The organism is Oleiphilus sp. HI0066 (assembly GCF_001635725.1).
In genome coordinates, this window is record NZ_LWFH01001299.1 from 1 (window position 1) to 1,051 (window position 1,051).

Annotated in this window: 1 pseudogene; it reads left to right on the forward strand. The window is 43.2% G+C overall.

Annotated elements, in window-relative coordinates:
• Positions 1–53: 53 nt before the first annotated feature.
• A pseudogene (locus tag A3738_RS18835) lies at positions 54–1,051 on the forward strand (N-acyl-D-glutamate amidohydrolase); the annotation flags it as partial.

Consider the following 1,051-nt stretch of genomic DNA (forward strand, 5'->3'; position numbering starts at 1 on the left):
GTTGAGTCTGTTCCCAGAGAACATGTTCTTCCCTTGTTGAAGGAAAAGAAAACTTGGACCAACGTAGTGAGTACGTTGAATTTCTAGAACAGCATCCTCTAGGGCCAAACATTAGTAGCTTTATTGGTCATTCTGAAATTAGGGCTGCTGTCTTAGGTTTGGGGCGTGCAGTAGATCGCAACGCAGATATTTCAGAGCATGAATATCAAAAGATGGAATCCATGCTGGATGACGCCTTGAAACACGGTTTGCTAGGTATGTCAGCCATGACGACGTCTTGGGACAAGTTAGATGGAGATCGTTATCGTAGCGCTTCACTGCCTTCGACCTATGCTAAGTGGAAAGAATTTCGTCGTCTAAATGCTGTGCTACGTAAGTATGATGCGATTCATCAAGGCGCACCCAACATCGTCACAAAGGTAAATATGTTCCTTTTCTTCTGGGAAAGTATGGGGCTATTTTTCAGAAAGCCACTCAAGACAACCTTGATTTCTTTGATGGATTTGAAAGCCAATCCAATGCTTGTATCGGTTGTTGCGCCAATTACACGTTTGATCAATAAGCTAGGTAAAGCTGATTTTCGTTGGCAATCTTTACCCAACCCGTTTGAGGTATATGCCGATGGCATCGACTTAGTTATTTTTGAAGAGTTTGGTGCAGGTGAGGCAGCCTTGCATTTAAGAGATGAAGTTGAGCGTAATATCTTAATGAAAGATGAAGGGTATCGACGAAGATTCCGAAAAGAATATGACAAAAAATGGGGGCCTCGTGTTTGGCAGCGAGACTTCAATGACGCAACGATTGTTGAGTGCCCAGATCAGAGCTTAAAAGGTATGAGTTTCGGGCAGGTCGCAAAGCAGCGTTCTCTGCATCCTGTTGATGTGTTTCTTGATTTGGTTGTCGAATATGGAACGCAGTTGCGCTGGCATACCGTGATCGCAAACTATAGGCATTCAAAGTTAGAGAAGTTAGTAAGCGAAAAAAGCCTGTTAATTAGTTTTGCAGATTCTGGGGCGCATATTCGTAATATGGCCTATTACAACTTCCCTCT